The sequence below is a fragment of the Micromonospora sp. NPDC005203 genome (genome assembly GCF_042872705.1).
In the GTDB taxonomy this organism is placed as follows: Bacteria; Actinomycetota; Actinomycetes; order Mycobacteriales; family Micromonosporaceae; genus Micromonospora.
This window is the reverse complement of the sequence record NZ_JBIAKV010000001.1, coordinates 874,943-897,991: the sequence shown is the minus strand read 5'-3', so window position 1 is coordinate 897,991 and position 23,049 is coordinate 874,943. Positions and strand designations below refer to the sequence as shown.

Annotated in this window: 21 protein-coding genes; 10 read left to right on the top strand and 11 right to left on the bottom strand. The window is 72.1% G+C overall.

What is annotated here, in order from left to right; genetic code table 11:
• Positions 1-186: 186 nt before the first annotated feature.
• Positions 187-1,233, bottom strand: coding sequence for a hypothetical protein (locus tag ACFYPM_RS04360; protein WP_387191118.1), 1,047 nt, complete (start codon positions 1,231-1,233; stop codon positions 187-189).
• A 39-nt stretch (positions 1,234-1,272) separates the two neighbouring features.
• Here ACFYPM_RS04360 and ACFYPM_RS04355 point away from each other — a divergent pair, with 39 nt between their 5' ends.
• The gene (locus ACFYPM_RS04355) at positions 1,273-1,881 is read left to right on the top strand and encodes an NUDIX hydrolase (RefSeq protein WP_387191116.1); all 609 of its coding nucleotides are present in this window, start codon (positions 1,273-1,275) and stop codon (positions 1,879-1,881) included.
• On the opposite strand, the gene ACFYPM_RS04350 is transcribed toward ACFYPM_RS04355, so the two are convergent.
• Positions 1,850-2,941: a mannose-1-phosphate guanylyltransferase gene (locus tag ACFYPM_RS04350; protein ID WP_387191114.1), complete on the bottom strand. Its 1,092-nt coding sequence runs from the start codon at positions 2,939-2,941 to the stop codon at positions 1,850-1,852. The genes ACFYPM_RS04355 and ACFYPM_RS04350 overlap by 32 nt on opposite strands.
• A gap of 61 nt (positions 2,942-3,002) precedes the next feature.
• Entirely contained in the window at positions 3,003-4,148 is a 1,146-nt protein-coding gene (locus ACFYPM_RS04345; protein ID WP_387191112.1) for a glycosyltransferase family 4 protein, read from the bottom strand.
• Positions 4,149-4,302: 154 nt separating this feature from the next.
• On the opposite strand from ACFYPM_RS04345, the gene ACFYPM_RS04340 reads away from it, so the two are divergent.
• Positions 4,303-4,992, top strand: coding sequence for a TIGR03089 family protein (locus ACFYPM_RS04340; RefSeq protein WP_387191110.1), 690 nt, complete (start codon positions 4,303-4,305; stop codon positions 4,990-4,992).
• 172 nt (positions 4,993-5,164) lie between these two features.
• Here the strand turns inward: ACFYPM_RS04340 and ACFYPM_RS04335 are convergent, their stop codons facing one another.
• The gene (locus tag ACFYPM_RS04335) at positions 5,165-7,135 is read right to left on the bottom strand and encodes an acetoacetate--CoA ligase (protein WP_387191108.1); all 1,971 of its coding nucleotides are present in this window, start codon (positions 7,133-7,135) and stop codon (positions 5,165-5,167) included.
• Between the two features lie 161 nt (positions 7,136-7,296).
• Positions 7,297-7,815 (bottom strand): hotdog domain-containing protein, encoded by a 519-nt coding sequence (locus tag ACFYPM_RS04330; protein WP_357352874.1) that lies wholly within the window; start codon positions 7,813-7,815, stop codon positions 7,297-7,299.
• A gap of 23 nt (positions 7,816-7,838) precedes the next feature.
• Between ACFYPM_RS04330 and ACFYPM_RS04325 the strand changes: the two genes are divergently transcribed.
• Positions 7,839-8,513, top strand: coding sequence for a hypothetical protein (locus tag ACFYPM_RS04325; RefSeq protein ID WP_387191106.1), 675 nt, complete (start codon positions 7,839-7,841; stop codon positions 8,511-8,513).
• A gap of 36 nt (positions 8,514-8,549) precedes the next feature.
• On the opposite strand, the gene ACFYPM_RS04320 is transcribed toward ACFYPM_RS04325, so the two are convergent.
• On the bottom strand, positions 8,550-9,770 hold the full coding sequence (locus ACFYPM_RS04320; RefSeq protein ID WP_387191478.1) for a multidrug effflux MFS transporter: 1,221 nt from the start codon (positions 9,768-9,770) through the stop codon (positions 8,550-8,552).
• Positions 9,771-10,065: 295 nt separating this feature from the next.
• On the opposite strand from ACFYPM_RS04320, the gene ACFYPM_RS04315 reads away from it, so the two are divergent.
• Genes ACFYPM_RS04315 through ACFYPM_RS04295 form a run of 5 tightly spaced genes read left to right on the top strand, consistent with a single transcriptional unit; the run spans position 10,066 to position 14,241 of the window.
• The gene (locus ACFYPM_RS04315) at positions 10,066-10,617 is read left to right on the top strand and encodes an RNA polymerase sigma factor (RefSeq protein ID WP_387191105.1); all 552 of its coding nucleotides are present in this window, start codon (positions 10,066-10,068) and stop codon (positions 10,615-10,617) included.
• Positions 10,614-11,411, top strand: coding sequence for a zf-HC2 domain-containing protein (locus ACFYPM_RS04310; RefSeq protein WP_387191103.1), 798 nt, complete (start codon positions 10,614-10,616; stop codon positions 11,409-11,411). Before ACFYPM_RS04315 ends, ACFYPM_RS04310 begins: the two co-directional genes overlap by 4 nt.
• 42 nt (positions 11,412-11,453) lie before the next feature.
• A complete protein-coding gene (locus ACFYPM_RS04305) occupies positions 11,454-12,254 on the top strand; it encodes an ABC transporter ATP-binding protein (RefSeq protein ID WP_387191477.1) in 801 nt (266 codons plus the stop codon).
• Complete coding sequence (locus ACFYPM_RS04300; RefSeq protein WP_387191101.1) at positions 12,251-13,630, top strand: hypothetical protein; 1,380 nt, start codon at positions 12,251-12,253, stop codon at positions 13,628-13,630. The genes ACFYPM_RS04305 and ACFYPM_RS04300 overlap by 4 nt, the downstream gene beginning before the upstream one ends.
• Before the next feature lie 32 nt (positions 13,631-13,662).
• On the top strand, positions 13,663-14,241 hold the full coding sequence (locus ACFYPM_RS04295; RefSeq protein WP_387191099.1) for a hypothetical protein: 579 nt from the start codon (positions 13,663-13,665) through the stop codon (positions 14,239-14,241).
• Between the two features lie 239 nt (positions 14,242-14,480).
• On the opposite strand, the gene ACFYPM_RS04290 is transcribed toward ACFYPM_RS04295, so the two are convergent.
• Positions 14,481-15,032 (bottom strand): thymidine kinase, encoded by a 552-nt coding sequence (locus tag ACFYPM_RS04290; RefSeq protein ID WP_387191097.1) that lies wholly within the window; start codon positions 15,030-15,032, stop codon positions 14,481-14,483.
• Positions 15,033-15,862: 830 nt separating this feature from the next.
• On the opposite strand from ACFYPM_RS04290, the gene ACFYPM_RS04285 reads away from it, so the two are divergent.
• Together ACFYPM_RS04285 and ACFYPM_RS04280 are read left to right on the top strand one after the other, a co-directional pair.
• Positions 15,863-17,599: an acetyl/propionyl/methylcrotonyl-CoA carboxylase subunit alpha gene (locus ACFYPM_RS04285; protein WP_387191095.1), complete on the top strand. Its 1,737-nt coding sequence runs from the start codon at positions 15,863-15,865 to the stop codon at positions 17,597-17,599.
• Positions 17,600-17,789: 190 nt separating this feature from the next.
• The gene (locus tag ACFYPM_RS04280; protein WP_387191094.1) at positions 17,790-18,017 is read left to right on the top strand and encodes an acyl-CoA carboxylase epsilon subunit; all 228 of its coding nucleotides are present in this window, start codon (positions 17,790-17,792) and stop codon (positions 18,015-18,017) included.
• On the opposite strand, the gene nikE is transcribed toward ACFYPM_RS04280, so the two are convergent.
• From nikE to ACFYPM_RS04260, 4 genes are read right to left on the bottom strand one after another with little or no spacing between them, the layout of a single operon-like run.
• Positions 18,001-19,638, bottom strand: a complete 1,638-nt coding sequence (nikE, locus tag ACFYPM_RS04275; protein WP_387191092.1) for a nickel ABC transporter ATP-binding protein NikE — start codon at positions 19,636-19,638, stop codon at positions 18,001-18,003. The genes ACFYPM_RS04280 and nikE overlap by 17 nt on opposite strands.
• Positions 19,635-20,489, bottom strand: coding sequence for an ABC transporter permease (locus ACFYPM_RS04270; protein WP_387191090.1), 855 nt, complete (start codon positions 20,487-20,489; stop codon positions 19,635-19,637). The genes nikE and ACFYPM_RS04270 overlap by 4 nt, the downstream gene beginning before the upstream one ends.
• Positions 20,482-21,444 (bottom strand): ABC transporter permease, encoded by a 963-nt coding sequence (locus ACFYPM_RS04265; RefSeq protein WP_387191088.1) that lies wholly within the window; start codon positions 21,442-21,444, stop codon positions 20,482-20,484. The genes ACFYPM_RS04270 and ACFYPM_RS04265 overlap by 8 nt, the downstream gene beginning before the upstream one ends.
• Positions 21,432-23,027 carry an ABC transporter substrate-binding protein gene (locus ACFYPM_RS04260; RefSeq protein WP_387191086.1) on the bottom strand — a complete coding sequence of 532 codons (1,596 nt, stop codon included), beginning with the start codon at positions 23,025-23,027 and terminating at the stop codon, positions 21,432-21,434. Before ACFYPM_RS04260 ends, ACFYPM_RS04265 begins: the two co-directional genes overlap by 13 nt.
• Positions 23,028-23,049 lie beyond the last annotated feature (22 nt).

Below are 23,049 nucleotides of genomic sequence, written 5' to 3'. Positions count from 1 at the left end.
GTCGCCGGAGTGGTTCGACATGCTTCCAGTGCCCGAACACCGTGCCGGTGCGTCCTCGATGCGCCGGCCACCGGGGCACCGGGTCTGGGGAGGCCCCGGTGATCGGGCGGCACCACGAGGGTCTGCGGCCCTTGCTCCGCGGAGGTGCCGTCCGGTCACCCCGCCCCGTCGCATCGCACGCTCGGCTCAACCAACCCAGAGCGCGACCCGGTGATCCTCGTCGGTGACGTAGAACGCTCGCCCGTCCACCTCGGCCAGCCCTTCCACGTGGTGGAACGGCGCCAGGTCCCGCACCGGTTCCCCGACCAGCCGGGACGCGTCGGCCGACCCAGCGGCCGGGAGGCGGAAGCGGACGTGCCGAGACGTGACGTCGCCGCCACCCGGATGGTCGTCGAGCAGCACCGACCCCTTGCCCAGCGCGTCGATCGAGCCGATCACCGCCGCGTACCCGCCGTCCGGCGTCGGGGTGATCGCGCGGAACCCGGTCAGCTTCCCCGGCGGGGTGACCCCGGTCAACGCGTACGCGCGCAACGCCCCCGGCCACGCCGGCTCGGCCGCGAACATGGCCGGCACACCGGCGATCTCCACCAGGATCGGCTCACCGGCGTCGGTGACCGGGAACCGCAGCCCGAGCAGGACCGTCCCGGCCGGGGTGAAGGCGGCCGCCTCCACGTTCAACGGCAGGTCGCCCGGGGCCAACCGGCTCACCCAGCGCTTCTCCCGCGCGGTCCCCCGCGCCAGCGTCTCCACGATGAACCGCGCCCGCACCCGCTCCCCCGGCGGCAACAGGGTCAACGGCGACCCGGCGAGAGCGTCGTTCACCGCCCGGTGCAGCCGGAACGAGTTGCGCACCACGTGCACCGGCACCAGCCCGGTCGCCGCGTCGTCCTCCCGGAAGCGGGCCACGAAGGCGCGTCGGGGCCGCAGCGGGCCAGCCTTCGAGCCGAAGTGGGAGCCAAAGACGTACACCCAGCCGTCGTGGTGGGCGAGCGCCTCACCATCCTCGGTTCGCCCGTTCTCCGGACCCGCGTCGGCGAAAACGTGCCGGGCCGTCCACTCGCCGTCCTCGCGTTCCAGCAGCAACGCCAGGCAGCGCTCGACCGGCCCCTCGTCCAGCACGGTCCAGAAGCCCCGCCGGGCGCCGTACGCGCGCAGCAGCGCCGTCGACCGCACCGGCAGCAGATCGCTTGCCTCGTTGCCGGCTACCACGAATTCGACGAGTCGCAGGGTCATCGCGCCAGCGTACGGAGCGCCCGCTCGTACAGTGTCGGGGTGCCCGACACCCCGATCACCGCCCATCCGACCGACCCCGAGGCGTACGCGGCGCTGCACGCCGACGCCACCGCGCTGCTCGAAGACTGGCAGCCCACCAGCCCGGGGGCGGCCACCGCGAGGGACCGCACCCTCACGTTGCTCGACGCCGGCCCGATCGCGATGAGTCGGCCGCACCGACCCGGGCACGTCACCGCGAGCGCGCTGGTGCTGGACGCCACCGGCTCGCGGGTGCTGCTCTGCCTGCACGTCAAGTTCGGGCGTTGGGTGCAGCTCGGCGGGCACTGCGAGCCGACCGACCAGACCCTGGTCGCCGCCGCGCTCCGCGAGGCCACCGAGGAGTCCGGCATCGCCGACCTGCGCATCGACCCGGTGCCGATCGACATCGACGTGCACGAGGTGCTCTGCCAGGGCGGCTCACGCCATTACGACGTCCGGTTCGCCGTGGTCGCGCCTCCCGGCGCGGTCGAGCAGGTCAGCGACGAGGCCGAGCAGTTGGGCTGGTTTCCGCCGGCCCAGCTGCCCGAGCCGCTGGCCGGCGGGACCGTGCAACTGCTCGCACCGGGCCTGGCGGCCCTCAGACGTAGCCCTCTTCGCCGCGCGCCTTGAGCTCGTCGACCAGGGCCTTGACGCCCTGGGCCTGGTCGCGCGGGCAGACCAGCACCGCGTCCGGGGTGTCCACCACGATCAGGTTGCGCAGCCCGAGGACAGCCACCAACCGACCGGACTGCGGCACCACCACCAGGTTGGTGCTGTCCCGCAGGAGCACCCCGGGCTTGGCGTCGGTGCCGAGCACCACGTTGCCCGCCTCGTCGGCCGGCAGCACCTCACCCAGGGTGTGGAAGTCGCCGACGTCGTTCCAACCGAAGTCGCCCGGCACGGTCGCGACCCGACCCGCGGTGGCCGCACCCTCCATCACCGCGTAGTCCACGGAGATCTTCGGCAGGGTCGGCCAGATCGCGCCGAGCACCTCGTCCTGCTCGGGGGTGCCCCAGGCGGCGGCGATCGCGGCCACGCCCGCGTGCAACGCCGGCTGCTGGCGGGCCAGCTCGGCGAGGAAGACATCCACCCGCCACACGAACATGCTCGCGTTCCACAGGTGCCGGCCGGAACGGACGTACGCCTCGGCGACCTCCGCGCCCGGCTTCTCCTTGAACTCGGTCACCGGCCGCCACGGAGCGCCGTCGGTCTCCTCGCCGGTCTCCAGGTAGCCGTAGCCGGTCTCCGGACGGGTCGGGGTGATCCCGACCGTCATCAGCATCCCCTGCTCGGCCCCCCGGACCGCCTCCTGGACCGTGCGCACCCAGCTCCCCGGGTCGCCGATCAGGTGGTCGGCCGCGAAGCTGCCCATCACCGCGTCCGGGTCGCGCACCGCGATCACCGCGGCGGCCAGCGCGATCGCCGCGCAGGAATCCCGAGGGGAGGGCTCGACCAGGATGTTCTCCTCAGGCAGACCGGTCAGCTGCCGAGCCACCGCCGCGACGTGCGCGGCACCGGTGACCACGAGGGTCCGATCCGGTGTGGTCAGCGGCGCGAGCCGTTCCACGGTCGCCTGGAGCAGCGAGGAACTGGTGCCGGTCAGCGGGTGGAGGAACTTGGGGTGGCCGGCGCGGGACAACGGCCACAGTCTCGTGCCGCTGCCACCTGCCGGAATTACCGCATAAAGCATCCGCACATCATGCCCGACGTACCTACTGGCAGTGGCACGGGTCACCACCAGGCACCCGAGCTCAGGAGCGGGCGCGACTCCAGGCGGCGATGTGCACCTCGGCGCTGGACTCCCAGGTGAACTCCTTGGCCCGGTCGAAACCCGCCTTCGCCAGGGACAGCCGCCGCTGCTCGTCGTCGAGCAGCGCGGCCAGGTCGGTGCCGATCTGCTCCGCGTCCTCCGAGGTGTACGCGACCGCGTCGCCGCCCACCTCGGGCAGCGAGAGCCGGGGCGTGGTCAGCACCGGGGCGGCGCACGCCATGGCCTCCAGGATCGGCAGCCCGAACCCCTCGCCGTAGGACGGATAGGCGGCGACCAGTGCGCCACCGAGGAAGCCGGGCAGGTCGGCGTAGCGCAGGTAGCCGGGACGCAGCAGGCGCAGGTGCGACGGGACCTCGGCCACCGCCCGGTCGATGTCGTCGTCGTGCCCCTGCCCACCGGCGATCACCAGGGCCGGCGGCTCGGCCCGGTCGGACACCGCGCGGGCCCAACCACGGATCAGGTTGGGCACGTTCTTCCGCGGCTCCTTGGCGCCGAGGAAGGCGACATAGCTGCTGTTGCCCAGCCCCAGCCGGGCGCGGACGCGGGCCTTCTCCTCCTCGGTGGGGGCATGGAAGGCCTGCTGGTCGACACCGTGATAGGCCACGTCGATCCGCGTCGGATCGGCGTCGAGCAGCCGGATCAGCTCGTCCCGGGTGGCCTTGCTGGGCACGATCACCCGGTTGGCGCGGCGCAGCGACGTCTTGATGGCGCTGCGGAAGAACGTGCGGCGGGACTTGTCGTAGTGCTCCGGCTCGGTGAAGAACGTCGCGTCGTGCACGGTGACGGTGACCGGGCACCCGGCCCGCAGCGGGCAGGTGTAGAAGGGCGAATGCAGGACGTCGGCGCTCACCTGCTGGGCGAGCAGCGGCAGGCCGGTCTGCTCCCACGCGAGCCGGGCCGGGCGGTGCGCCACGGCGGCCGGCGCTGGGATGATCTCCGCGCCGGGCAGCATCCGGGTGTAACGCTCCAGGTCGGTGCGGAGGCTGACCACCGCCAGCTCCACCCCCGACCCGCACACCTTGCCGAGGGCACCGAGCAGACCGTCGACGTATCGACCGACGCCACCACGGTCGGTGGGGACACTCGTGGCGTCGATGAGCACGCGGGGCGGGCGACCGGCGGTCACGGGGCGACTCCTTGCACTGGCGGGTCTGTGGGGAACAACACTCCGGGGGTCAAGCCTACGCCGGAGCGCGGGGCAGACGCTGACTGCGACCCGACGGTATCCCGAGTTGTCATCGTCTTCGAGTACGGACCACAGGGGCGTATCGTTCGCGCCGATGGCCGACAACATTGCCCGGGTGTTCGCCGACGCGATCGCGACCGACCCGACCCGACCGCTCCTCACCTGGTACGACGATGCCAGCGGTGACCGCACCGAACTATCCGGCGCCACCCTGGCGAACTGGGTGGCGAAGACCGCCAACCTGCTCGTCGACGAGGTCGGCCTCGCGCCGGGCACTCCGGGCGGGGTGCTGTTGCCGCCCCACTGGCAGACCGCGGCGGTGCTGCTGGGCTGCTGGTCGGCCAAGCTGAGCGTCGTCGACACACCGGGCGACGTCGACGTGCTCTTCGCCGCCGCCGACCGGCTCGACGAGGCGCAGTCCTGGTCGGCCGACGAGCGGTACGCCCTCGGGCTGGCTCCACTGGCCGCCCCGCTCCGGCAGGTGCCGCCCGGGTTCGCCGACTACGTGGTCGAGGTACGCCGGCACGGCGACCACTTCCGCCCGCAGCCGGGGCCGGGTCCCACCGACGAGCACCTGCTGGCCCGCGCCGAGGCCCGCGCCACCGAGCTGGGCATCGAGGCCGGTGCCCGGGTCCTCGTCGACACCGCCCGTTATCCGGACCCGGTGGACTGGCTGCTGGCCCCGCTGACCCGGGCCGCCACGGTGGTCCTCAACGCCAACCTCAACCCAGCCCGCCTGGCTAACCGCCAAGCCACGGAAAAAATCACCCACACCCTCCCCTAACAGCCCCGCCCGCCCCGCCCCGCCCCGCCCCGCCCCGCCCCGCCCCGGCGATCTTGCACTTTCGGTCGCCGAAACACGTGGAATGCCCCTTATGCTGGGACAGAAAGTGCAAGATCGCGAGGGGTGGGGGTTGCCGAGCCCGGCGCGGGGCCGAGCCCGGCGCGAGGCCGCGTCAGGTTGTGGCTCGGCTTTGGGCCAGGGCGGCGAAGGCGTTCAGGGACTCGGGGTTGGCCAGGGCACCCTTCGCCGCGGCCTGATCGACCGGGGTACCGGTGAGGATCTTTTTGACCGGGACCTCCAGCTTCTTCGCCGACAGGGTGCGGGGCACCGCGCGTACCTGGTGGATCTCGTCGGGTACGTGCCGGGGCGACAGGGCGGTGCGCAGTTCGCGACAGATCGCCGCACGCATCGGGTCGTCCAACTCCAGGCCCTCGGCCAGCACCACGAAGAGCAGCAGCTCACCGGCGCCGCCCTCGTCGTCCTCCAGGTGCACGACGACCGAGTCGAGCACCTCGTCGAGCCCTTCGACCACGGAGTAGAACTCGGCGGTGCCCAACCGCACCCCGCCCCGGTTGAGGGTGGCGTCGGAGCGGCCGGTGATCACGCAACCTCCCCGCCCGTTGATGGTGATCCAGTCCCCGTGCCGCCAGACGCCCGGGTAGACGTCGAAATACGCCTCGGAGTAACGGACGCCGTCCGGGTCGTTCCAGAAACCCACGGGCATGCTCGGCATCGGCTCGGTGATCACCAGCTCGCCCAGCTCGCCGAGCACCGGGGTGCCGTCGGCCGAGCGTGCCTCCACCTTCGCGCCCAACGCCCGGCAGGCGATCTCGCCCGCGTACACCGGCAGCAGCGGCACCCCGCCCACGAAGCCGGTGCACACGTCGGTGCCGCCGGAGAGCGACTGGAGCTGCACCCGGTCGCTCACCGTCTCGTACACCCAGTGGAAGCCCTCGGCGGGCAGCGGCGCACCGGTCGAGCCGACGCCGCGCAGCGCGGACAGGTCGGCGACCTCGCGGGGCACCAGCGCAGCCTTGCGGCAGGCCAGCAGGAAGGGCGCCGAGGTGCCGAAGTACGTGGTGCCAGTCTCCGCCGCCAGCCGCCACAGCCCACCGAGGTCGGGGTGGGCCGGATTGCCGTCGAAGAGCACGATCGTGGCGCCCACCGCCGGGCCGGAGACCAGGAAGTTCCACATCATCCAGCCGGTGGTGGTGAACCAGAAGAACCGGTCGGCCGGACCCAGGTCGTGGTGCAGGGCGAGCATCTTCAGGTGCTCCAGCAGGATGCCGCCGTGACCGTGCACGATCGGCTTGGGCAGCCCGGTGGTGCCCGAGGAGTAGAGCACGTACAGCGGGTGGTCGAACGGCACCGGCGTGAACGTCAGCGGCTCGTCGGTCGGCGCGGCCAGGTCCTCCCAGCCCAGCGCATCCTCGGGCGCGGAGCCCGTGGGGTCGAGGTAGCCGATGGAGACGGTGTGCCGCAGCGACGGCAGGGCGGCCCGGATCGCGGCGACCTCCGCGCGCCGGTCCACCGCCTTGTCGCCGTACCGGTAGCCGTCCACGGCGACCAGCACTGTCGGCTCGATCTGCTGCCAGCGGTCGGTGACGCTGCGGGTCCCGAACTCCGGCGCGCAGGACGAGAAGATCGCGCCCAGGCTGGCGGTGGCCAGCAGCAGGACGTACGTCTCGCCGATGTTCGGGGCGTACGCCGCCACCCGGTCACCGGCGGAGACGCCGAGCCGGCGCAGCCCGGCCGACACCCGGCGGACCTGCTCGCGCAACTCCCCGGCGGTCAGCGTGACAGGTGCGCGGGTCTGCCCGTGCGCGATCACCACCGGGTCGTCGTCGGCACGCCCCGGCATCCGCAGCACGTTCTCCGCGTAGTTGAGCGTGGCGCCGGGAAACCAACGGGCACCGGGCATGCCCCGCTCGGCCAGGGTGGCGGCCGGCGGGGTGTGCGCGACAACCTCGAAATGGTCCCAGATCGAGCGCCAGAACCCGTCCAGGTCGGTGGTGGACCAGCGCCACAGCGCGTCGTAGTCGGCGAAGTCCAACCCGCGGTGCTCCCGCAGCCAGCGCAGGTAGCCACCGATCCGGGACCGTTCCCGTACGTCCGCCGGCGGCGTCCACAGCATGTCACCCACTGCTCCACCCTCCCCTGGCCCGGCACGACACTGTGCCTGGGCCGTGGCGCCATCTTGCCCTACCTCGAAGCGCCATTCTGCGCACCGGGTCCGGCAACCGATGCGTGCCCACCCCACACTCCAACCGGTCACCCCATGTGGGGGGCGGGCACCGGCTCTGCTCAGCCGGCGCGGTGGGCCTGGATGGCACGGCGCCGGGCGAGGCGGTGCGCGCGACGGATCTCGGCCTCCTTGTACCGGCGCTCGTCCTCCGCCGTCTCGGGCAGCACCGGACGGACCGCCCGTGGGGCCCCGCCCACGTCCACGCCGACGAAGACCAGGTACGCGGTGGCCACCCGGACCGGCGCGTCCTCGGCCGAGTCCCACCGCTCGGCGACCACCCGCACGCCCACCTCCATCGAGGTCTGGCCGGTCCAGTTCACCTGCGCGTGCGCGTGCACGAGGTCACCGACCCGGACCGCCTCGGAGAAGACGATCTCGTCGATCGCCGCGGTCACGGCCGTTCCGCCGCTGTGCCGGGCAGCGGCGGCACCCGCCACGTCGTCGACGAACTTCATCAGAACCCCGCCGTGCACGGTGCCGTAGAGGTTCACGTCCACGGCAGTCATAATCTTGCTCAGCGTGACGCGCGAGTACGACGTCGGCTTGCCGACCGGTGCGGCGGAGAGGTGCTCAGTCATGCCGAAAACGGTACGGTGCGCGGATGCGACATCTCTGGAGCTTCCTCGCCGGGCTGGTGGTGGCGCCCATCACCTGGGTGCTCGTCACACTGGGGCAGGACGGGTCGAGCCGGACGGTCGACCGCTGGGTGGAGACCGGCACGTTCAACACCGCCAACCTGATCGAGCCAGCCGTGTACCTCGGTGTCGGCGGCGTCCTGCTGGGCCTGCTGGCCACGCTGCGCTTCTCGCCGCTCGGCCCACTGGCGGCCGGATTGCTGCTGGTCACCCCGTACATCGGGATGTTCGTGGCGCCCTTCGCGGTACGGGACGCGATCCCGCACGAGTGGAAGGTGGCCGGCGATCCGTTGCCGCTGCGGTTGCCCGTGGAGAACGGCACACTCTTCCTGATCGGTCTGTTGCTGCTGATGGCGACCTTCAGCGTGCAGCGTTGGCGGCAGTGGCCGCGCCCCGCCATCGAGCCGGCCGTGGCGCCGGCGGCCGCGCCGGGCGGAGGCCCCCGCGACGACGACTTCACGCTCACCGACTGGCCGTCCCACACCCCCGCGGAGCGCGACACCGCGCCGCTCACTCTGGGTTACCCGGCGGAGTCGACACCGGCCGAGCCGTTGCCGCGCCGGGTGGGTGGCGAGTCGCCCTGGTCCGCCCCACCGCGTGGCCAGCCGCGCCCGGAGGACAACACCACGGAGATTCGCTGATCGTCGGGCGGGCCGGGCAACCGGCCCGCCCGATTTCTAGTGCACGGCAACTGCCAGGTCCGGGTCGACGGTGCCGAGGTCGGCGCGGGGCACGACGAGGAGCATGACGATCAGCGCGGCGGCCATGCCGCCCGCGATGACGATCGCCATCGGTACGCTCCCGGTGCCGAACAGGCCCGCCAGCGGCGCCGAGAGGGCGCCGACACCGAACTGCACGGCACCGAGCAGCGCGGCGGCGGTACCGGCGGCCGCACTGTGCCGGCTCATGGCCAGCGCCGGAGCGTTCGGCAGGGCCAGGCCCGCCGCGGCCAGGACCAGCCACAGCGACGCGAGCAGGGTGCCCAGGCCACCGAAGCCGGTGGCCGCGAACATGACGAGCAGGAGGCCGGCCGCCGTCCCCGCGATGAGCGCGCTGACCAGGATCTGCTGCGGGGTGTAGCGGCGCAGCAGCCGGACGTTGAACTGGGTGGCCGCGATCAGGCCGACGGCGCCGGCCCCGAAGGCCAGGCCGAACTGCTGCTCGTCGAGGCCGTACTCCCGTTGGAGCACGAACGACGACCCCGCGACGTACGCGAACAGGGCCGCCATCGCCAGCCCGGCGACCAGCACCAACCCGACGAACGCCCGGTCGTTGAGCAGCCCTCGGTAGTCGCGCAGGGTGGCACCGATCCCTCCGTGCCGCCGACGCGCCACCGGGAGGGTTTCCGGGAGCCGCCGCGCCGCCACGACGATCAGCAGCGCGCCCAACACCGCCAGCGCCGCGAAGACGCCCCGCCAGTCGGTCCAGCTCAGCAGGCCGCTGCCCAGGGTCGGCGCGAGGATGGGGGCCAGGCCCATGACGAGCATCAGCCGGGAGAAGATTCGGGCGAACGACGCGCCACTGAACAGGTCGCGGACGACGGCGGTCGCGACCACGGTGGCGGCCGCGACGCCCAGCCCCTGCAGGACACGCAGCGCGCCGAGCACAGCGATGGTGGGTGCGAAGACGCACAGCACGGAGGCCACGATGTGCGCGGCCAGCCCGGCCAGCAGCGGCACCCGCCGTCCGACCACATCGGAGAGCGGCCCGATCAGCAACTGGCCCAGCGCGAGGCCGACAAGCGTGCCGGTCAGCGTCAACTGCACGGCGGTCTCGGTGGTCTGCAACCCTGCCGTGATGGCGGGCAACGCGGGCAGGTACATGTCGATGGTCAACGGCCCGATGGCGATCAACGCACCGAGCACGAGGACGAGTTGTGCCCGCTGACGGTTGGTCATCAGATCACCGGGCAGCACCTCCCCGGCAGTACGCGGGGGTGCTTTGCGAGTGCCCGCTTCGGTCTGGTCCACCAACTGCTTCATCATCTCGGTCTCTCTGCGGAAGCTTCTACGTCGTTACGGCGTCAGCGCGTCCGCAACTGCCGGGCGTGTGTCGGCAACGCCCGCGGCCCGTCTGACGTTCCCGCTGTGGGAGGCATCACGCCGCGTCGACCCGATCCGAGTACCGGCAAAATGTGACCGGGGTCACCACCGGGCCAGAACCGAAGTGGGGGGTCGCATCGTCTTGCCTGTCGTGAGACGAAGTCTGGACGGACTCGACGAGGGTGAGCTGCTTCGCCGCGTCGCCCGCGGCGATCGGCGCGCCTTCGACGCACTGTACCGGCGTACCGCCCCGTGGCTGACCACGCGGCTCCGTCGGCGGTGCGCCGACGAGGACGTGGTGGCCGAGGTGTTGCAGGAGACGTACCTGGCGGTGTGGCGGTCGGCCGGCAGCCAGGCGCAGTCCGCGGGCTCCGGCAGCGCGGTGGGCTGGTTGTGGACGATCGCCGCGCACCGGCTTGTCGACGCGTTCCGCCACCGGGCTCGACGGGAGCGGATTCCGTCGGTGCAGACCTACGACGCCGTGGCTCCGGCGGCCGAGGAGGAGGCGCTCGCTGCTGGGTTGGACGCCAACCTGGAGCAGGCCCTGCAGGCACTGCCGGCGGAGCTGCGTCAGGTGCTGCGCGCGATGGTCCTCGACGGGTTGACCGTGCGGGAGACCTCGCTGCTGCTCGGCATGGCGGAAGGAACCGTGAAGACCCGCGCGCGGCGGGCCCGGATCGCGCTGCGGGAGGCGCTGTCATGACCACTCATCCCACCAAGACGATGATCTCCGAGTACGCCTCGGGCGGTCGCGGCGTCGACGACACGACCAGCTGGGCGGTCGAGGCGCACCTGGAGTCCTGCGCCGCATGCCGGGCGGTCCTCGCCGACGCGGTCGACCCCGCCACCCGCGACCTGCTGGAGCGGGTGGCCGACGGCATCACCACCGCAATCGCCACCGGCCCCGCTCCGGTGCGTCGGCGGCGACTGCGGCGGACCGGGGTCGCCGGACGGATCCTGCCGTGGCTGGCCACCGCCGCCGGTCTGATGCTGGCCGCGGTGGTCTTCGAGACGACCTTCGACAACCTGCCGTCGCTGGTGCTGCTCGTCGCGCCGATGGCACCGCTGCTGCCGGTGGCCGCGCTCTGGAGCCGGCGACTCGATCCGGCCTGGGAGCTGATGGCGACCATGCCGCGTACCGGGTTGGCACTGCTGCTGCGCCGCACGTTGGCGGTCCTGGTGGCGGTCATCCCGGTGCTGGCCGTGGCGGGCTGGGGCACCGGGCACTCCCCGGGTCTCTGGCTGCTGCCGGCGCTGGGCTTCACCGCCGGGGCGCTGGCGCTGGGCGGGCTGGTGGGGGTGGACCGCGCCGCCGCCGTACTGGCCCTCACCTGGTCCGCGGGTGTCGTGACGCCGAGTCTGGCCGGCGGGCGACTCCCGGCCGTCCTCGCGGACAGCAGCGCGCCCTGGTGGGCCGCCAGCACCGTGGCGCTGGTGGCCGTGCTGCTCGTCCGGGCCCGACGACGTCCGCTCGGAGGACTTCCCCGCACGTCGTGACCAGCTGACAACACGAACCAAGGACCGAATGGAGACGTAATGATGCGTATGGTCAGCGTGGCGGAGACCAGGCCGTCCACCCATCCGTGGGCGGTGCGAACCGAGGAGTTGCAGGTCCGAGCCGGACGACACCTGGCGGTCAACGGGCTGGACCTGACGTTGGGCACCGGCGTGCACGGGTTGCTCGGCCCCAACGGCGCCGGCAAGACGACGTTGATGCGAGCACTCGCCACAGTGGTGAAGCCCGCCGGTGGAAGGTTGAGCCTGCTCGGCGAGGACAGCACCGCCAAGGCGGACCTCCGTCGGGTCCGCCGTGGCCTGGGCTATCTGCCGCAGCACTTCGGCTTCTACCCGCGCTTCACGGTCCGGGAGTTTGTCGAATACATGGCCTGGCTCAAGGAGATGCCGAAGACGGTCATCCCGGGCGCGGTGCAACGGGCTGTCGAACGGGTCGGCCTCGCCGACCGCGCCGACTCCCGGATGAAGACGCTCTCCGGCGGAATGCTGCGCCGTGCCGGCATCGCCCAGGCGATCGTCAACGATCCGGAGGTGCTGCTGCTCGACGAGCCGACGGTCGGCCTGGACCCGGAGCAGCGCCTCGACTTCCGCGAGCTGTTGCGCGAGATCGGTCTGGACAGCTGCGTGCTCGTCTCCACCCACCTGGTCGAGGACGTCGCGGTGGCCTGCACCGACGTGGTGCTGGTCCACGAGGGTCGCCTGGTGTGGCAGGGCACCACCGGGCAACTGGCCCAGCAGGGCGACGCGGGCGACGCGGGCGACAGCGCCACCGAACGCGGCTACGCGGCGCTGCTGCGCTCCCACCGTGGACAGGTGCCGGCATGATCGGGCGCATCGTCCGCATCGAGCTACGCCGGTCGGCGGCCCTGGGCGTCGCACTGCTGTTGCTGGCCACCGGCCTGCCCTTGCTGATCACGTCCACCCACTTCTTCGCCGGCCGGTGGATGCAACTGGCGGTCATCGCACGGTCGATGCTGGTGCTGCTGCTGCCGCTGGCGCTCGCCGGCGGGGCGTGGCTGGGTCAGCGCGACGCCCGGCACCGGGTCGGCGAGTTGTTCACCAGCACCGCCCGGCCCCGGTGGCACCGCACCACGGTGACCGCCGGCGCGCTCGCGATCACGGTGGTGGCCGCGTACATCCTGGTGTGTCTCGTCGCGACCGGATGGGTGGTGCCGACGGCGCGCTACTTCCCGGGCGCCACCATCGTCGTCGCCGCCGTCGGTGTTCCGGCTCTGCTCGCCGCCGGCTGGCTGGGCCTGGCCGCCGGTCGGGCCGTACCCCGGGTGATCACGGCACCCGTCGTCGCGGTGGTCGGGTTCGCCCTGCTCGGGCTCGTCCCCGAACTCGTGGCGCAGCCCGACCCCGACCTGGCGGCCTTCCGGCCCGAACCGTCGGCGCTGCTGCTCATCCCGGTCATCAACGAACTTGACGACTTCCAGACGATCATGCCGCGGGTCAGCGCGCTCCAGACGCTGTGGCTGGTGGCGCTCGCCGCCACCGGACTGCTGCTGCTGGGCACGGTCCGCCGCCGAGCCACCGCGCTGGCCGTCCTCCCGGCGGTGCTCGGCGCCGCGGTGGCCGTACCGCTCCTGCCCATTGGCGGTACGCGCGGGGCGGCGGTCGTCGACCCGGCCGCCATCGAGCTGGTCTGTGACAACGCCGGCCCGCAGGTCTGTGTGACGCGGGTGCACGCCGGCCTGCTGCCCGACGTCGTCGGCCCTGCCCGCCAGGCTCTCGCCATGATGGCGGCCAAGCTGCCCAACGCACCCGTCCGGGCGGTGCAGACCCAGCAGGTCACCTACTGGGCGCGGCTGGATCCGAGAGCGGCACCGACACCGCACTCCGCCGACACGGTCGTCTTCGACACCCCCTCGTTCGACCGCCTCGGACGCGCCGATCTGACCGGCGACTATTTCCTGCCCTCCCTGCTCGAGGCCGCCTGGAAGCAGGAGTGCGCCGAGCAGTCGGTGCAGGGCGACGAGTACCGGGCGCGGATCGTCGCCGCCGCCTGGCTGGCCGGTCGACCACCGGCCCCGTCCGGATGGGACCCCGCGGAGGTGGGGCGGCTGGTGAGCACGTACCAGGCGCTGGTGAGTCTTCCGGAGGCCGAGCAACGGCGTCGGATGGCAGCGGCACGCGAGGCAGCGCTGGCCTGCCGCGGCGACGGCCTCGTGGCGGTCCTGCCCGAGGGCCAGCCGTGAGGTGGCTTCAGCTCTACCTACGCTCCCGCCGGGTGCCCCTCGCCATGGCCACCGTGACCGCCTTGATCGCGGTGGCATGGGTGCTGTCGCTGGCCTACACCGACTCGACGACCATCAACACCCGCACGGCCAGCCTCGTCATCATGCTGGCGGTGGTCGCGGCCGGCACCACCCTCAGCGGTGCCGACGACGCCCTCGACCGCACCGCGTCGGTCAACTGGCCGCTGCGACGCGCCGGGCACCTGCTGCTCGCCGTCGCCACGATCACCGCCCTGCTGGCCCTCAGTGCGGTCACCGACGCGCACTACGAACCGTTCAGCCTGATGCTGCGCAACACCGCGGGGCTCCTCGGGCTGACCGCCCTCGGCACCGCCCTGTTCGGTGCCGCCCTGTCGTGGATCTGCCCGCTGACCTGGACCCTCATCGCGGTCCTGCCGTTGCTGGGTCCCAGCGGGGACCTGCGGATGCAGATCGCCGGATGGCTGATCCAACCCGCCGGCACCACCGCCGCCACCGTCTGCGCCAGCACCCTGGCGGTGACCGGTCTGCTCGCGTACGCGTTGCGTGGCGGCCCGCTGCGGCCCGCCGTGGAGACGTCCCTCGACAGGTGACGGACCGCCTCGCCGGGTCGATCGCGAGCGGGGGGGGGGGGGGGGGGGGGGGGGGGGGGGGGGGGGGCCCCCCCCCCCCCCCCCCCCCCCCCGCCCCAGCTCACCGTAGGCCGAAGGCCCGGGTGATGCGCTGCTCGACGCTGTTGCCCGGGGATTCCCCGGCCGTGGTGCGCAGGGTGCCGTGGAAACGGTCGGCCTCTCGGCGTCGGAGCCAGGCATGTTGCGGGTTGGCGACCCTCTCAGGGGAGAATGACACAACGGCGGCAGCGGGCCTCGTACGTGTAGGTCCCGTCGTCCGGCAGCGCGGTTGACGGCGCGAGTTCTCGGATCATCGGCTTGCCGTCCTCGAGTACCTGCGTGTGTGTCGCGTCGAGAGACCGACAGACGTCGCACACCGCACGTCGATACAGCACCTTCGCTGGCGCCAGTTCGAACAGCGCCTTCACCGGAGCGAACAGGCATCCCCGGTGATCCAGATCGATGCCGGCGACGACGACCTGAATTCCCGAACGGACCGCGGCACCCAGCACGGCGATGTCATCGACGGTAAACATGTGGATCTCGTCGACGCCAATGACCTCGACCTCAGCGTCGGCGGCGCCGCCAAGTGAGCTGACTTTGACCGTCTGCAAACTGCCCCCGGAACGTGAGGTCACCGCAATGTCCCGGCTGTGCCGACTTGACTGGTAGATCCGGTGCGGGATGCCGGCGTGCCGGAGCGGAGACAGCAGGCTGATCATCTCCAGCGACTTGCCGCCCTTGACCGGGCCGAGGATAACCGTCAGGTCCATGGGCCCAACCCTGCCATCAACCACCGCGCTCACGGTCGGCAGCCACTCGTCCCGAGACCGCTCTTACACCGCGAGGGGACAGCCCGGGACGCGCCGCCGTCAAGGACCTACCCGGAAGGGCAGCCTGCCGCCGATGGCAGCGGCTGAAGAAGGGCTACTGCCGGCAGCACTGTGCCAGGCCCGCGCCAACCGCACGCGGCTGACGTCGCACGCCCCAGGCGCCGTGGTGCTCACCCCTGTCTCGCCAACATGTTGGGCGTCTCCTCCGGGACGCGATGATCGATCACCCTGGATCTGCGGTGGGGTGAACAGTCGCCGTGGATCGTGCCGGACGTTAGGCGGAATGACTGCTCGTCAACCGAGCCTGCATCGCGATCTTGCACTTTCTGACCCGGCATTAGAGTGCATTCCTGCTTAAATAGGCGACAGGAAGTGCAAGATCGGCGCGATGCTCCTGCTCGACGCGTGTTGATCTACAAGCCCCGACAGTCAGCAGCGGGTTGACCCGTCGGCCACAGCCCTGACGCAACGGCGTTGGCTACCACCCCTCGACCGTCACCGGCGCCGCCGTGGCCATGGTCTCCGTGTTCGGCATCTTCAGCGGGGTGCCGAAGCGGGGCCGGCCTCTCGGGTCCTGTGTCCGGGGCCTTCGGCGAGGGCACTGCGCCGCGGGAGATCTTGACGTACCGCTGACGCGGATTCGACATCGCTGTGCCGCCGTTGGCATAGCTGACCGTCTTCTCGATGGTGGCGCCTTGTCCCTTGTCCCGCCGCGCGTCGAAGCTGGTGGGACGAGGCGGCACGCCGCCCGGAGAGGAGCGGTAACGATCGTGCGTAAGGTGCTCATCGCCAATCGTGGAGAGATCGCCGTGCGAATCGTGCGGGCCTGCCGTGACGCAGGGCTGGTCAGTGTGGCGGTCTACGCGAATCCGGATCGAGAGGCGCCGCACGTTCGACTCGCCGACGAGGCGTACGCGCTCGGTGGCGAGACCCCTGCCGACAGCTACCTGGACGCGGGCGCGCTGCTCGCCGCCGCCGAGCGGGCCGGAGCCGACGCCGTCCATCCCGGTTATGGGTTCCTGTCCGAGAACGCGGCGTTCGCACAGGCCGTCCTCGACGCGGGTCTGACATGGATCGGCCCGCCACCGGCCGCGATCCGCAATCTCGGTGACAAGGTCGCGGCCCGGCACCTCGCCCGCCGCGCCGGGGCGCCGCTGCTGGCCGGCACCGCTGAGCCGGCACGAGGTCCGGACGAGGTGGTGGGCTTCGCCCGGGAGTACGGCCTGCCGATCGCCATCAAGGCGGCGCACGGCGGCGGAGGGCGGGGTCTGAAGGTGGCACGCACGTTGGCGGAGATCCCGGAGTTGTACGCCTCAGCGGTGCGCGAGGCTACCGCGGCCTTCGGCCGGGGGGAGTGCTTCGTGGAGCGCTACCTGGACCGGCCCCGCCACGTGGAGACACAGTGTCTGGCCGATGCGTACGGCACGGTGGTGGTTGTCTCCACGCGTGACTGCTCGCTGCAGCGCCGGCACCAGAAGCTGGTCGAGGAGGCTCCAGCACCCTTCCTGAGCGACGAGCAGAATGCCCAGTTGTACGACGCGTCCAAGGCGATCCTGCGGGAGGCCGGGTATGTGGGAGCCGGCACCGTCGAGTTCCTCGTCGGCGCCGACGGCACCGTGTCCTTCCTCGAGGTGAACACCCGGCTGCAGGTGGAGCACCCGGTCAGCGAGGAGGTGACGGGCATCGACCTGGTTCGCGAGATGTTCCGGATCGCCGACGGTGAGGCGCTCGGCTATGGCGATCCGGTGCCGAGGGGCCACAGTTTCGAGTTCCGGATCAATGCTGAGGATCCGGGACGGGGATTCCTGCCGTCGCCCGGGACGGTGACCACGTTCGCGCCACCGGGTGGGCCGGGTGTGCGGCTCGACAGCGGTGTGCTGCCGGGCACCGTGGTCGGCCCGGCCTGGGACTCGATGCTCGCCAAGCTCATCGTCACCGGCACGGACCGCGAGCAGTCGCTGCGACGGGCACGGCGGGCGTTACACGAGTTCGAGGTGGGCGGCCTTCCGACGGTGATTCCGTTCCACCGCCGGGTGGTGGCCGATCCGGCGTTCACCGGGGAGCCGTTCCGGGTCCACACCCGGTGGATCGAGACCGAGTTCGTCAACGACATCGCACCTCACGAGCCGGTCGCGGTGGGCGCGCCGGAACAGTCGCGCGAGACGGTGGTGCTGGAGGTGGCCGGCCGGCGGGTCGAGGTGAGCGTCCCGTGGTCGCTGGGCGCACCTTCGCAGACGGCGGTGGCCGCACCACGTCGGGGGAAGCGGACGTCCGGCCCGGTGAAGGCGGCCGGCTGGGATCTGGTGTCGCCGATGCAGGGCACGGTCGTCAAGGTCGCGGTCACCGACGGCCAGCAGGTCGCCGTCGGTGACCTGGTCGTGGTGATCGAGGCGATGAAGATGGAGCAGCCGTTGCACGCCCACCGCGCCGGCCGGATCACCGGCCTTAACGCCGAGGTCGGCACGGCCATCGCGGGGGGTGGCGTGGTCTGCGGGATCGTCGACTGACATGGCTGGTGTCCCGATCCACGTCGCCGGCTTCTCCGGCCTGCTGAGTAGGCAGGACCGGCCGGGCTACCCGCGGATCCGCCGGCCTGCTCGGGAGCGGCGTCAGGGTGCGGTCATCTGAATGTTCGGGCCTTCGCCGAACAGTGCCGGCAAGCGTTCGCGGTCCGGCGACCACCGTGGGGAGGATTTTATGACCATCACTGTCAGATCCGGTGACCTGGATCTGGTCGAGCTGGCCGCGGTCGTCGCCGTGCTGCTGGCCCGTGCCGCGACGGTCGCGTCGTCGCCGGACGCCAAGCGAGGGCCCTACCGACGCTCCGCGGTCTGGGGACGGCCCCGCCGGTATCCCGACGTCGCGGTGGCGCACAGCTGGCGGACGCTGCCGATTGTCGAGCGCGAGGTCACGCCAGCCGCGTGAACAGATGACGGGAGGCGGCACCGGGGGCCGCGTCGACCAACTCCCGGGTGTACGGGTCGACCGGCTGACCGAGCACATCCGCGACCGGCCCGGTCTCCACCACCCGGCCGGCCCGCATCACCGCGACCCGGTCGGCGATCTCGCGGACCACGCCCAGGTCATGAGAGATGATCAGGTAGCTGAGGCCAAGTTCGGTGCGCAGCTGGTGCAGCAGTTCGAGGATCCGGTTGCGGTTTGACGCGTCCAGCGCGGAGACCGGTTCGTCGAGCACCACCAGGTCGGGCTCAAGAGCGAGGGCCCTGGCGATGGCGACCCGCTGGCACTGTCCGCCGGACAGCTCGCCCGGTCGCCGGTCGAGTACGGTCGCCGGTAGCCGTACTCGGTCCAACAGGTCCGCCGCCCGGGCGGCGCGGTCGGCTCGGCTGCCCAGCCGGTAGGCCCGCAGCGGTGCGGTGACGGCGTCGGCCACCGTGAGCCGGGGGTCCAGCGAGGCGTAGGGGCTCTGATAGACCATCTGCATGCGGCGACGCAGCGGGCGCAGGTCGCGTCCCCGCGCCGCGGTGATGTCGGTGCCGTCGAAGTGGACTCTTCCCGCGGAGACGGCGGTCAGGCGCAGCAGCAGTCGCGCCGTGGTGGTCTTGCCGGACCCGGATTCGCCGACCAGGGCTACGGACTCGCTGCGGTCCAGCCGGATGCTGACGTCGTCGACGGCGGTCCCTCTGCCGAACCGTTTGACCAGGCCGTCCCCGCTGATCAGCGGGGTGGCGCCGGGCGGCGCGGGTGGTGGACCGGTCGGCGGGGCTGGCCGGGACAGTGCGTCGACGAGGTCCCGGGTGGCCCGGTCGCGGGGTGCGCCGAGCACCGAGCGGACGCTGCCCGTCTCGCGCACCCTGCCGTCGTCCATCACGACGACCCGGTCAGCTCGGTCGGCGGCGACGGCCAGGTCGTGGGTCACCAGCAGCAGGGCCGTCCCGCTGTCGCGGGTCAGGGTGGCGATGTGGTCGAGGATGCGCCGCTGCACGGTGACGTCGAGGGCGCTGGTCGGCTCGTCGGCGATCAGCAGGGCGGGTCCGGCGGCGAGGGCGATCGCGATGAGAACGCGCTGGCACATGCCACCGGAGAGTTCGTGCGGGAACCGGTCGAGCAGAGTGTGCGCCTTCGGCAGCCCGGCCTGGTCCAGCAGCTCGGCGGCCCGGGCACGGGCGGTGCGGCGGTCGGGCGCGAGCCGGTGGATGGCGAGGACCTCGGCGACCTGCCAGCCGATGGTGCGTACCGGGTTGAGCGACACCATCGGGTCCTGGGGCACCAGGCCGATGTGCCGGCCACGCTGTTGCCGCAGGACCCGTTCACCGGCTCGGGCGAGATCGGTGGCGGCCGGGTGGCCGGGGCCGGTGAACAGTATCCGGCCACCAATGAGGCGCGCCGACGCCGGCAACAGGCCGATCACCGCCCGAGCCGTGGTGGTCTTGCCGGATCCGGAGCCGCCGACGAGGGCGACAGTCTCACCGGCGGCGATGTGGAAGGAGGCATCCCGTACGGCAGGTACCACCCGCCGCCGGCTCGTGTAGTCGACCGCGAGGTTCTCGACCTTCAGCAGCGGTGCTGTGTCGGGCGTGCTCATCGGCTCTCCCGTGCCGTGCCGGCGGCCTGTGCGATGCGGTTGGCGGCCAGGACGGTGGCGGTGATGACCAGCCCCGGCAGGGTGGTCAGCCACCAAGCGGTGCCGAGGTAGTCGCGACCTTCGGCGATCAGTGAGCCCCATTCGGGTTCGGGTGGCGGGGCGCCGTAGCCGAGGAACGACAGGGCGGACACCTGCAGGACGACGGCACCGAAGTCGATGGCGGCGTAGAGGAGCACGGCGCCTGCCACGTTGGGCAGCACGTGCTGGAGTATCACGATCGGCCACCGGGTGCCGCCGGCGCGGGCGGCCTCCACATACGGCATCCGCACGATCCGGGCCGCCTCCGCGCGGACGACCCGCGCGAACATCGCGACACTGGTCAGTCCGACCGCGAGGGCGACCTTGACGGTGCCGAAGCCGAGCGCGGTGACGAGTGCCAGCGACAGCAGCAGCCCCGGTATGGCGAGCAGCACGTCGACCCCCCGCATGAGCAGTTCCTCGGCGCGTCCGCCCAGGCAGCCGGCGAGCAGGCCGAGCACTGTTCCGGCCACCAGGCCCACGGCCACGGCGATCAGCGCGGCCTGCAGGGTGAGTGCGCTGCCGTGCACGACCCGGGCGAACAGGTCGCGGCCGAGCAGATCGGTGCCGAACAGGTGGGTTGCCGACGGCGGGAGCAGCCGGCTGGTGGGCGCAGCGGCCAGCGGGTCGCGGCTGGTCAGGAGCCGCGGTGCGGCGGCCGCGAGCACGACGACCAGGATCATGGCGCCGGACGCGACGAGTGCCGGGCGGGCGGTCCGGCGGCCTTCCCGCTCGAGCAGGCGGCCGGGAAGGGGCGGGCGGGTGTCAACCATGAACCAACTCCCGGGCCCCGCTGGCGGTGCGTAGCCGCGGATCGAGCACCGGCGTCAGCAGTTCGGTGACCAGGCTGACCAGGACGAAGCAGACCGCGCCGAGGATCACCGCGCCCTGCACCACGGGGATGTCCTGGGCGGCGACGGCCGTCGCGGTCAGCCGCCCGATGCCGTGGCGGGAGAACACCGTCTCGACCACCACCGCGCCGGCGAGGATGTTGCCGGCCAGCACGCCGGTCACGGCCAGCGGGGTGAGCGCGGCGTTGCGGGCGGCGTGACGTAGCAGCAGCCGGGCCCGTCCGGCGCCCTTGGCCGCCGCGGTATCCAGGTAGGGCTGAGCCAGGGCGTCGCCCAGGCCGCGGGCGAAGGTCTGGCCGACAAGCGCGGCGACCGGCAGGGCCAGCGTGATCGCCGGCAGTACGGCCGCGGCAGAGCCGTCGCCGAACGCCGGCAGCAGCGCCCACCGGAACGAGAAGACCTGTAGTAGCACCAGGCCGACCCAGAAGGTGGGCACCGAGATGCCCGCGCCGGGTAGCGAGAGCAGCAGCCGTCGTAGCCCAGGGCGGCGGGCGTACGCGGCGAGCAGGGCGACGGCGGCGCCCAGCGGCACGCCGAGCCCGAGTGCTCCGGCGGCCAGTTGCAGGGTCGGTGGTAGCGCGTCCAGCAGCATCCGCGCGACCGGTTCGTCGGTCTGCACCGACGTGCCCAGGTCCCCGCGAACGGCGCCCGTGAGTCGGTCCAGGTACTGCTCGGGCAGCGGGCGGTCCAGGCCGTGTTCGGCCCGGAGCGCGTCGAGCTGCCCCGCGGCCACTGTGGTGGCGTCACCGCCGCCGGCGGCCATCACGGCCACCGGGTCGCCGGGCAGCACGTAGAGCAGCACGAAGGAGAGGGTGTAGGCAGCCCAGAGCACAAGCACGGCGTGCAGCAACCGGCGGCCGGCGGTCAGGACAGCCATGCGTCGTAGTACTGCAGGCCGGAGGAGGAGGTGAACGCGATGTCGTGCACCTTGCCGCTGAGGGCGAAGACGGTCGTCATTTCGAACACCGGGATCTGGTACGCCTGCTCGAGCACCCGCCGCTGGGCGGTGGCGACGAGCTCGGCACGCCGCTTCGGGTCGCCGGCGGCGGCCTGCGCATCCAGGTCCCGCTGTAGGTCCGGGTCGTCGATCCGGGACAGGTTGAGCAGTTTGTCGGAGAAGGCGGTACGCAGGATGTCCGGGTCGGCGCGTGTCCCGCTACCCCAGGCGAGGTCGTAGTCGCCGCTGCCGCGTGCCTGCTGGTAGTCGGCGATGGAGAGAATCCGCAGGTCGAGTTCGATGCCGACGTCGCGCAGCTGCTGCTGGATGAGCTCGACTGCGGCCTTGTTGGGTCCGAAGTTGGTGGCCAGGATGGCTTCGAGGGTGAGCCGGCGGCCGTCGTGCGACCGGATGCCGTCCGCTCCGGGCTGCCAGCCGGCGCCGTCGAGTAGCCGGCGGGCGGTCTGCGGGTCGTGCCGCAGCAGGGGGCTGTTGTCGGTGAAGTTCGCGGTGCTGCTGGACAGCGAGCTGGTGGCCGGCCGGTAGCTGGGGCTCAGGACGGTGTCGACGACCTCGGCGCGGTTGACGGCGGCCTGCAACGCCTGACGTACGGCCAGGTTGCTGGCGAGTGGCCGGGCGGTATTGACGCTGAAGGCGACGGGGACGCCCGGATTGGCCCGGCTGAGCACACTGACCCGTCCGCCACCCAGGGCAGGTTCGTCCTGGGGTGCGACACCGGCGATGCCGTCGACCTGTCCGCTGGTGAGGCTGCCGGTCCGTACGCCGGATTCGGGCATCACCAGGAAGGTCACCTTCTCCAGTCGGGCGTCGCCCTGGTGCAGGCTCAGCGGGGAGGGCCAGGCGTAGCCGGTCCGGCGGGTGAGGGTGGTGCTGCGGTTGGTCTGGTAACCGCCGAGCTGGAACGGTCCGGAGCCGACCAGCCCGGCGGTGCAGCGCTGCTCCGCGCCCTTGCTGAGGCTGGTGGGCGCGAGCAGGCCCAGCGTTGGTGTGGAGGTGGCCTGGAGGAACTGGGCGTTGGGGCCACCGAAGGTGACCACGGCGGTGTGCGGTCCGGTCACCGTCGTGGCCTGGTAGCCCTGCACGAACCCGCTGCCGAGGATGGACCTGGCGCCCAGCGCGGCGACGTCGTCCAGGTTGCGTTTGACCGCTTCGGCGTCGACCGGGGTGCCGTCGGCAAAGGTGGCGTCCTCGCGCAGGTGGAAGGTGAACTCGGAGGCGTCCTTGCCGACGTTCCAGGACCTGGCCAGCCAGGGCACGATCTCGCCGGTGGTCGGGTTCTGGTCGGTGAGCGAGTCGACCAGGCCACGGGCGACGTAGAGGCCCTCGCTGGTCGCCGCCTGGTGCGGGTCGAGGCAGGTCGGGTCGGCGGGCAGGGCGAACTTCAGCTCCCCGCCGGATCGTGGCGTCCCGGTGCTGGACCGGCTCCCGGCCGCGGTGCCGCAGGCGACGAGCAGGACGGGGAGCATGGCGGCGACCGTGGTGAGCCCACGTGGTAGTGGCATGGGGAGACTCCGTGATGGTGAG